The organism is Virgibacillus sp. AGTR (genome assembly GCF_016919725.2).
Taxonomy (GTDB): domain Bacteria; phylum Bacillota; class Bacilli; order Bacillales; family Amphibacillaceae; genus Virgibacillus; species Virgibacillus salarius.
On record NZ_JAJERH010000111.1, the window covers coordinates 1 to 9,417 of the forward strand.

Below are 9,417 nucleotides of genomic sequence, written 5' to 3' on the forward strand. Positions count from 1 at the left end.
TACCGTCAACAAAACGCGAATAACTTACGCTAAGGGGTTATAACCCATAAAAAACAGGTACTTCAAATTTTGGAGTACCTGTTTTGACCTGTTATATAGTGATATTTGAACATTTTCTTCAGTTGAAATACATCGTCGACTGTTGTATTGAGAACTCTCGCTATTTTAAAGTAAGCGTCAAATATTACCCACATATGCAACCTAGCCTCCTGATGAGATAATCTTTACAGATTAATTCTCGAAGGAGGTTTTTTATGTCAGATAAGCATTTAGAATGGCAGTCAAGAATGGATCAATGGCGCGAAAGCCGTCTTAGCATAGCTGCTTGGTGCCGTAAAGAAAATATCAATACGCATCAAATGTATTACTGGAAACGTAAGTTTGATCAACAAAGAGATACCCCGTCATCTACTGATTGGGTTGAAATTAGTCAATCGGTTAATAATGATGAGTGTCCATCCCTCGTTATCAAGATAGATAAGCTATTAGTTGAAGTAAAACCACAAGTTGATCGTCAACTTTTATCTGATGTATTACATTTATTGAAGTATTCATGATTCATCCATACTACGAAAGGGTCTATTTAGCTTGTGGTCCTACGGACTTCAGAAAGTCAAATGATGGCCTAGCCATTATAGTAAAAGAAGCATTTGAACTTGATCCATTCTCACTATAGTCGTATACCAAGTAAGAAGTAAACCAATCATAGCATTAGCCCAGACCTCAATAATAGGTGTGGGCTATTTGACGCTTACGGGAAAAGTCCTGAAGTCAAGGGTTCTCACATTTAGTGAGAGCTCTTTTTTGTACCCATATCGCACAATTTAGGTAGAAAAAATCGTGTACACGATGAAGAATGACCAGAAGGAAAAATGGGAAAACGTAAGAGTGAAATTACAAGTATTTTAGGGTTTATATAGGCAATCCGTTTGATAAAAAGTGCTTAAGCATGGTATAAGTGTAAAGGGAGTAAGGACAGTTGTTTTTGATTTTGGGATGTTTTTTGATCATATCCCATCATGAGAGGATTGAAATTTGATTATGATTGATAATTTTTGGCGTGATTTACCACGACCGTTTTTTATATTGGCACCAATGGAGGATGTGACGGATGTCGTTTTTCGCCATGTAGTTAGCGAAGCCGCTAGACCTGATGTGTTTTTTACAGAGTTTACAAACTCAGAAAGCTATTGTCATCCAGAAGGGCGCCAAAGCGTACGCGGGCGTTTGACATTTACAGAGGATGAGCAACCAATGGTAGCCCATATATGGGGCGATAAGCCGGAGTATTTTCGGCAAATGAGTATTGGTATGGCGGAACAAGGATTTAAGGGTCTTGATATTAATATGGGTTGTCCTGTAGCTAATGTAGCAGGGAATGGAAAGGGATCTGGCCTGATCCGTCGTCCAGAAGTAGCAGCAGAGCTCATACAAGCTGCAAAAGCAGGAGGATTGCCTGTAAGCGTGAAGACAAGACTAGGTTACACGTATATAGATGAATGGTTTGAATGGCTGAAACACGTATTGGAACAAGACATTGCTAATCTTTCTATTCATCTGCGTACAAAAAAGGAAATGAGTAAAGTAGATGCTCACTGGGAGCTAATTCCTGAGATTAAAAAGCTTCGTGACGAGGTTGCTCCAGATACATTGTTGACCATCAATGGTGATATTCCTGACCGCCAAACTGGCTTGGAGCTTGTGGAGAAATATGGTGTAGATGGAGTAATGATTGGACGAGGAATTTTTAAAAATCCATTTGCTTTTGAAAAGCAGCCGAAGGAGCACAGTAGTAAGGAATTGCTTGATATCTTAAGATTGCACTTGGATCTTTTCGATAAATATTCAAAAATAGAAGCACGTTCGTTTAAGCCTCTTCGCCGCTTTTTTAAGATATATGTTCGAGGTTTTCGAGGGGCGAGTGAATTAAGAAGTCAAATGATGGAAACAGAGTCAACAGATGAAGTACGTGCATTGCTCGATGACTTTGAAGATTTTGAGTGAAAGAATGTTGACGACAGGAGAAGTATTTATAGTAGTAAGTTACTTAATTAACGTGAATATATCAGATCAACGTTTCTCACATCGTGGGGAACGTTTTTTGTAGGCGCGCCAGGCATGCCGACTATCTAGGTGGTGAAAGTCCACTGTGGTGGAGGAGATAGCGGCTATTTGAGTAAATAAATATACGCAAAACTTCTTCTATTTTTAGAAAAAGAATTCCATGCATAAATACTGTTGGTACGTAAAGAAGTCAATTTTATTCACAGTGTGTTTTTATTTGGTAGAATAAGATTAATAATATAGGAGCATTCCTGTAACGAAGAAATTTGAGGGTTGAACAAAAAAGAGCCCTCTTGGTATAGTACAGGGTGTCATTGCAATGACCCCGAAATTAAATAAATACCAAGGAGGACTCACCAATGAATTATAATCAAAATCACAAAATATCGCAAATCACACCATCTACGCTTGTAGTGGGAATAGACATTGCTAAAGACAAACACGTAGCACGAGCACAGGACGACAGAGGTTATGAATTTGGGAAAAGATTGATCTTTGAAAATCGAATAGAAGGCTTTGAATTATTACTGGAGTGGATTTTCAAGCTTCAAAAAGAGCACGATAAAAGCCATGTCATGATAGGAGCGGAGCCAACAGGTCATTATTGGATGGGCTTAGGTTATTATCTAATCAGCAAGGATACTGATTTTGTATTGGTTAATCCGATGCATGTCAAGAAATCAAAAGAATTGGATGATAACTCACCAACGAAAAATGATACCAAAGATGCGCGCGTGATTGCCCAGCTGGTGAAGGATGGGAGATACTCTATACCGAATCTTCTCGCTGGCATTTATGCCGAATTAAGAGAAGCCATTAAATTATGAGATCAACTCATTAAACAGCAGGCTGTCACGGAAGGACGCATTCAAAACAACATCCAGCGCTACTTCCCAGAGTTTAATGATGTGTTTAAAGACTGGGACGGAAAGGCTGCATTATATACGTTGTGGGCATTCCCATTTCCATCTGACATTCGTGATCAAACGCCAGAAGATGTACTGGCAGAATGGAAAACCGTTGTAAAGCGTGGAGTTGGCATCAAACGTGCAACCAAACTGGTAGACAAAGCGAAGAAAAGTGTCGGTATCGAGATCGGTTTACGTTTTGCCAAGAAAGAATTACACAGCTTATTAGACCAATATGAGCTGTACGCGAAACAGTTGGAAGAACTGAACTTGGATATAAAAGCTCTCTTAGAAGAGATACCAGGAGCAAAAGAAATGTTGGCCATCAAAGGGATCAGTGTTACCACTGTAGCCACCTTTTTCGCAGAAGTGGGTGATTTATCTCGTTATAATCATCCCCAACAACTCGTGAATATGGCAGGATTATCGTTGCAGGAGCACAGTTCTGGGAAATTCAAAGGGGAAACAAAAATAACGAAACGGGGACGGAAGAAACTGCGAAAGGCGATCTATTTAGTGATACGTCCGCTCGTAGCCAACAATCCAACGTTTCAAGCCTTGCATAAGTATTATACAACCCGCCCGGAAAAGCCTTTAAAGAAACAACAATCGCTCATTGCGTTGTGTGGAAAGCTATTACGTGCCTTGTTTGTCATTGGCCAAAAACAGTGTGAATTTGATGGAAGTAAGTTATTGAAAGGTTTACCTCAAATAGAAGCCTTACAGGCAGCTTAAGCTGTAGGAGAAAGAAATAGCAAACAATGCCCTTATGAACTTAGAAAATACAAACACCAATAATGCGGAGTCGGAGCTTATTTTTTCCATTCGGGCCAGACCCAGCATAGGAGCTTATTCCGACCTCCACCTTGTGGATACGCAGAACGAGGGAATGTATGGATATAATCCCGTGATATATGGGAGGGTGAGCGACCATAAGAAGTGTGGAGTTAACAAGCATGGTTATACCAATTAGCCAAATATTACCTATTTGGTCGTTAGGATGGATAGGAATGCATTAGAATATTCTGTATTCTGACTGTCACTCCATCTCCTCTATCCAAACCCAAATAAGATGTTTATGAAATTCTAAGAAAACAAGAGCATTTTGAAGATATTTTAATTATATAGAGGGAGGTGTTGAAAAGCTATGGATCTATACTCATCATCCCATACCATCCCCTCAGAATATTGGCATGCAATTTCTAATAATGATAGTAATTTTGACGATCATTTTTACTATGGTGTTAAAACAACTAAAATTTTCTGTCGTCCATCTTGCAAATCCAGATTACCGAATAAACACAACGTTTATATCTTTAAAAAGGCACAAATAGCATTACAGCTTGGGTTTAGGCCTTGTAAAAGATGTAAGCCGGACAATGTGTTATTACCTAATGAGGAATGGATAGAGCTTATATGTGCATGGATTGACCAAAACTATGATGAAAATATCACGCTTCAAGTGTTAGCAGATGTCTTTCATTCCAGTCCATTTCACCTTCAACGAACGTTTAACAAAATCAAAAAGGAGAGTCCCTTAAATTATTTGCAACGAATAAGGTTAAATAGAGCAGCAAATCAATTAAAAGAAACAAATCATACCATACAGTTTATCTCTTCATCTGTTGGGTTTTCAAACAGTTCCTACTTTAGCACGGTATTTAAGAAATATTACAACATTACGCCGAATAATTATCGGAAGAAATTTAATTGTAAACTGTAAACTCCAATAAAGAAGCGATATTGAAAAGTTTTTCCAACCTTGTAATACACTGATTTTGTTCCGATCTAATCTTGGAAATTAATAAGCATAGAAACGATATTGCGAAACAAGTTTTACGCACAATGCCTTTGAATGAATGCTTTGGACTGTCTTCTGGATAATAGATTGCCTGTAAAAACAACATTTGTAGGGAAAGCTTTCACGAAAAAACAACGAACACCTCATCAGTAATCTGTTTCACCATATCGTTCACGAGTTAAGCAATACCATCCTTGCAAATGCCTTCAAAAAATCTAAGGAAAATAACTTGATATCATGAAAATACCTACGATAGCTTTAAAAGAGAAGTATCCTTTTTCCCTTAGAAAATATAGGTGGTACCTTCATCTAACATGATCGTCGGTACCACTTTTAAAATGGTCTAGGAAAATATATTATTTGCCCATGTGGATAAATGGGCGTGTTGAGCCACGTCTAGCTCCAGCGCCCAGAAACGAGGCGACTTCACGAATCGTCCTAATCTAAGTCATGATCGGCACGCAAACTCACCGTGAATCCTTTATATCTGTTGACTGCTTCAGTCGCTACGTTTCTATTCGCGCGCTTGCGCTTTTGTTCTAAGTTAAGAAAGTATAAAATCAGCGCAATGACTGCGTTAAGCCAAGTAGTTATTTTGAAATGTTTGATGTATATTGGCAATGCTCCGACTAATTGCTTCGCTTTCCGTGGGCACGGCCTCAACTAACTTTGCAAAGAAGAACACGTTGCAAAGTGGATTTTCGGCTCGCGCTATTCCCGCAGGAGTCTACGTAATTAGTCTCCGCTATGAGAAGGTGAACAATTCTTGTCATAAGTAATAGGTTGACTTTTTTTACAATGGGTAAAGTGAAAATCGCTATCCGTGAGTATAAAAGCAGCTGTGTTACTTCATGCTAGCGTTGTAGAGCCTGATAATAGCGAAGGCCGGCCACTTCAACTCCTGTGGGAAATGTTTGACCTGAAGATCCACTTTTTTGAGCGGGTTTTGCTAAAAAAGTTAGCTGAAGGACAAACCCCACGGAAAGGGAAGTGGGCAGCCGGAGTGGTGGTCAAGTAAGCAGTAGCTATTATTCCATAATAGCTACTAGAGGAAGCGTAAATTTGAGCATTTAGTGATAAGGACTGAGCGAATTTTGCTCCGTTTTTCTTATGTTTTTAAAGATACGTCTAAGTTCGTATTTCTATTTAATACGTACATTTAGTATACTAGTACTGGTGATGAATTTAATGGAATCAATCTATGATATACAGCAGCTTTTGAAAAAATATGGTACATTTATTTATACGGGTAATCGCATCGGAGATTTAGAAATAATGGCAATGGAATTGGATGAACTATATAAACTTCAATTCATTCGAAATGATGATTATTTGCAAGCAAAATTACTTCTACGAAAAGAGATAGAAGCATTGCGTAAAAATTAAGGGGGAGTTATGCATGAATCAAATTATTATTGGAGTAGACGTTGGCGGAACAACAGCAAAACTTGGTTTTATCAATAATCAAGGAGATATCCTTAGAAAATGGGAGATACCTACAATTACCGAAAATGAGGGTATTCAAATTGTAGACGATATTTGGAACTCGATTGAAAGACAATTATCACATGATCAATATACGAACGATCAGGTGCTTGGGATCGGTGTAGGTGCACCTGGATTTATTGAAGATGAAACAGGTTTTGTTTATGAGGCAGTTAATATCGGATGGAAAAATTATGATCTAGGTAATCAATTAAAGCAACGATCAAACTTACCAGTATTTGTAGAGAATGATGCCAATATTGCTGTGCTGGGTGAAAATTGGAAAGGTGCTGGGAACCAAGCTAGAAATCTAGTAGCTATAACGCTGGGTACCGGTGTTGGTGGTGGTATTATCGCGAACGGACAAATAGTAAACGGTGAAGCGGGAATCGGTGGAGAAATCGGACATATTACAATTGATATAGATGGTTATACCTGTAATTGTGGTAGAATAGGCTGTTTAGAAACGATTGTTTCAGCGACTGGAATTGTAAGGCAAGCAATGGAAAAGGCTGAAAATCAGTCAGGTTTACTTGCTACATACATTTCCGAGCATGGTTCTATTACTGCAAAAGATGTTTTTCAGTTTGCTGCTGCTGGTGATAAGTCCGCTCGAGAAATTGTGAAAAATACCGCAGACGTACTAGGAATGGCAATTTCTAATATAGGCACCATTGTAAACCCTGCTAAAGTTTTAATTGGTGGCGGAGTATCTAAAGCTGGAGAAGCATTTCTTTATGATATACGTGAGTCATTTGATAAATATGCTTTGTCCCGGGTTAGTGAAAATTGTGAATTAAAGCTTGCTCAATTAGGGAACGATGCTGGTATCATTGGAGCAGCATTTTTAGTTAAACAGAAGATCGAACACATCACATTCACCAATTAGCTGTCACTAGTTCAATGGAAGATGTAAAAAAAATCGCATTCTATGAAACTTTTATTTCATTGATTTCGTCATATACGATAATTGGGTTTACATTCGATTAACAAATATTTACTTTTGGTTTATAATATCTTTCAACAGGGAAATGAAATCAAGAATAAATCTGTTTGATATTGGTTGAAAAGTAAGAAAAATATAAAAATCAAAAGGGATAGCAGGAGGATAAGTTTATGGAGTTGAAACGGCTAAAAATACCCCTATTTATAGTAGCTACTGTACTATTTGGTATTAAAACGTACATTGTGTACCGGTTTGTGTTTTCGATTGATCTCGAAAATTCTATGCAAGAGTTAATCTTGTTTATAAACCCTTTTGTTTCAGCGTTCTTAGTTTTTGCTTTAAGTGTTTGGATAAGAAAACAGAGCAGACAAATGAAGTTCTTAAGATATACTGCTTTAATTGGTACAATCATCCTATTTGCTAATCTAGTTTTTTATCGTTCCTTTACGGATTTTATTACCATACCCCAATTATTTCAAGGAAGTAATGCCGCTGATTTGACGGAAAGCATACTGTCGCTTGTTAAGCCGTATGACATACTTCTATTCGTAGATGTAGCAATCATCTGGTATTTAAGTAGAAAACATATGGAACGTATGACCGTTTTTTATCCGAGAAGTGGTAAAGTCTTTACATTAGCCATGTCCTTTGTATTATTGGCTGGTAATTTCTTTTTGGCAGAGATGGAGCGGCCGCAATTATTTACACGTGCCTTCGATCGGGAATATTTAGTGAAAAATATAGGTCTGTTTAATTACCATGTTTATGATATTGCAACACATACTAAAGCGAAGACACAACGAGTGTTTGCAGATGGTAATGAGATTCCAGATATTAAAGCTTATATTGAAGAGAATGTGAAAACAAAAGAAAAATCAAATTTGTTTGGAGTAGCTAAAGATAAGAATGTTATATTCATTAATGCAGAATCTATTCAAAGCTTTGTAATAAATAATGAAGTAAATGGACAGGAAATTACGCCTTTCTTAAATAGTTTAACAGAGGATGAAGATACGTACTATTTTGAGAATTTTTATCACCAAACAGAACAAGGGAAAACATCCGATTCAGAATTTATTGTTGAAAATTCTCTATATCCACTTTCTCGTGGAGCTGTTTTCTTTACACATGCGCAGAATGAATACCATGCTATGCCAGAAATATTGAAAACAGAAGGGTATTACTCGAGTGTTCTGCACGCTAATAACAAGAGCTTTTGGAATCGTGATCAAATGTATCAGAGCTTTGGAATTGATCACTTCTATGGGGAAGAAGCATATGAAGTTTCTGAAGAAAATTCAATCGGCTGGGGACTTAAAGATAAACCATTCTTTGAGCAGTCCATTAAATACCTTCAGTCAATGGAAGAACCATTTTACACAAAGCTAATCACATTGACGAATCATTTCCCATTTGATTTGGATGAAACAGATAAATCCATTGAACCGTACGATTCCAATTCAAATACTTTAAATAATTTCTTTCCAACAGTAAGATATATGGATGAAGCAATTGAGCAGTTTTTCGATCAACTAAAAGATGCTGGACTATATGAAGACTCCATTATTATCATCATGGGTGATCACTACGGAATTAGTGCCAACCATAATCGAGCAATGAGTATGTATTTAGATAAGGAAGAAATCACACCATATGATCATGTACAGTTACAAAGAGTTCCGTTCTTTATTCATATTCCTGGCCATGGTCAAGGTGAAGTGAAATCAGAAGTTTCTGGTCAAATTGATGTGAAGCCAACATTGTTGAGCTTGTTAGGTGTTGAAAATAAAAATGACTTACATTTTGGTAATGACTTATTTAGTGATGAAAGAAAAGGTTACATTGCTTTAAGAAACGGTAATTTTATTAGTGATGATTATATCTTTGCAAGTGACACTTGTTATAATCGAGAAACTGGAGAACCAGTAGAAATAGATCAAAAGGAAGAAGCTACGGATCAAAACGTTGAGAGTGCCTGTGATCCAATTAGCAAAAGAGTAGATAAAGAATTAGGTTACTCAGATGATTTAATTTATGGAGATCTTTTCCGATTTGTTGAGTTTACCGATCAAAAATAATAGTAAAATGAAGTAACAGTTTAAGTTAATTCATCTTTTTGGATGAAACAAGATGATTAAGAAGGATATTCCCCTTGAAGTAATAACCAGATTAAGAAAATAAATAATCTGCTTTACTTTGAGGGGAGTTTTTTA

General features: G+C 37.2%; 8 protein-coding genes and 1 pseudogene. All 9 read left to right on the plus strand.

What is annotated here, in order from left to right; genetic code table 11:
* Window positions 1–254: 254 nt before the first annotated feature.
* The 9 genes and pseudogenes from tnpA to JUJ52_RS21975 all read left to right on the plus strand — a co-directional run bounded on the left by tnpA (window position 255) and on the right by JUJ52_RS21975 (window position 9,282).
* Window positions 255–557: an IS66 family insertion sequence element accessory protein TnpA gene (gene tnpA, locus JUJ52_RS21940; protein WP_205388588.1), complete on the plus strand. Its 303-nt coding sequence runs from the start codon at window positions 255–257 to the stop codon at window positions 555–557.
* Window positions 554–676, plus strand: a complete 123-nt coding sequence (gene tnpB / locus JUJ52_RS23805; protein WP_205388587.1) for an IS66 family insertion sequence element accessory protein TnpB — start codon at window positions 554–556, stop codon at window positions 674–676. The genes tnpA and tnpB overlap by 4 nt, the downstream gene beginning before the upstream one ends.
* A 365-nt stretch (window positions 677–1,041) precedes the next feature.
* Window positions 1,042–2,004, plus strand: a complete 963-nt coding sequence (locus JUJ52_RS21945; protein WP_205389750.1) for a tRNA dihydrouridine synthase — start codon at window positions 1,042–1,044, stop codon at window positions 2,002–2,004.
* A 419-nt stretch (window positions 2,005–2,423) separates the two neighbouring features.
* Window positions 2,424–3,707, plus strand: a pseudogene (locus JUJ52_RS21950) (IS110 family RNA-guided transposase).
* Window positions 3,708–4,119: 412 nt separating this feature from the next.
* Window positions 4,120–4,695 carry an Ada metal-binding domain-containing protein gene (locus tag JUJ52_RS21955; RefSeq protein ID WP_205389679.1) on the plus strand — a complete coding sequence of 192 codons (576 nt, stop codon included), beginning with the start codon at window positions 4,120–4,122 and terminating at the stop codon, window positions 4,693–4,695.
* Window positions 4,696–5,596: 901 nt separating this feature from the next.
* Complete coding sequence (locus JUJ52_RS21960) at window positions 5,597–5,791, plus strand: hypothetical protein (RefSeq protein ID WP_121604059.1); 195 nt, start codon at window positions 5,597–5,599, stop codon at window positions 5,789–5,791.
* A gap of 170 nt (window positions 5,792–5,961) precedes the next feature.
* Window positions 5,962–6,159 carry a YqgQ family protein gene (locus JUJ52_RS21965; RefSeq protein ID WP_026681146.1) on the plus strand — a complete coding sequence of 66 codons (198 nt, stop codon included), beginning with the start codon at window positions 5,962–5,964 and terminating at the stop codon, window positions 6,157–6,159.
* A gap of 13 nt (window positions 6,160–6,172) precedes the next feature.
* The gene (locus JUJ52_RS21970; RefSeq protein WP_205388618.1) at window positions 6,173–7,147 is read left to right on the plus strand and encodes an ROK family glucokinase; all 975 of its coding nucleotides are present in this window, start codon (window positions 6,173–6,175) and stop codon (window positions 7,145–7,147) included.
* 227 nt (window positions 7,148–7,374) lie between these two features.
* Complete coding sequence (locus tag JUJ52_RS21975; protein WP_121605257.1) at window positions 7,375–9,282, plus strand: LTA synthase family protein; 1,908 nt, start codon at window positions 7,375–7,377, stop codon at window positions 9,280–9,282.
* Window positions 9,283–9,417: the final 135 nt, after the last annotated feature.

Bases quoted from the DNA above. Each gene is read 5' to 3' on its own strand.
- tnpA (WP_205388588.1), top strand. From the start codon at position 255: ATGTCAGATAAGCATTTAGAATGGCAGTCAAGAATGGATCAATGGCGC.
- JUJ52_RS21945 (WP_205389750.1), top strand. From the start codon at position 1,042: ATGATTGATAATTTTTGGCGTGATTTACCACGACCGTTTTTTATATTG.
- JUJ52_RS21955 (WP_205389679.1), top strand. From the start codon at position 4,120: ATGGATCTATACTCATCATCCCATACCATCCCCTCAGAATATTGGCAT.
- tnpB (WP_205388587.1), top strand. From the start codon at position 554: ATGATTCATCCATACTACGAAAGGGTCTATTTAGCTTGTGGTCCTACG.
- JUJ52_RS21970 (WP_205388618.1), top strand. From the start codon at position 6,173: ATGAATCAAATTATTATTGGAGTAGACGTTGGCGGAACAACAGCAAAA.
- JUJ52_RS21975 (WP_121605257.1), top strand. From the start codon at position 7,375: ATGGAGTTGAAACGGCTAAAAATACCCCTATTTATAGTAGCTACTGTA.
- JUJ52_RS21965 (WP_026681146.1), top strand. From the start codon at position 5,962: ATGGAATCAATCTATGATATACAGCAGCTTTTGAAAAAATATGGTACA.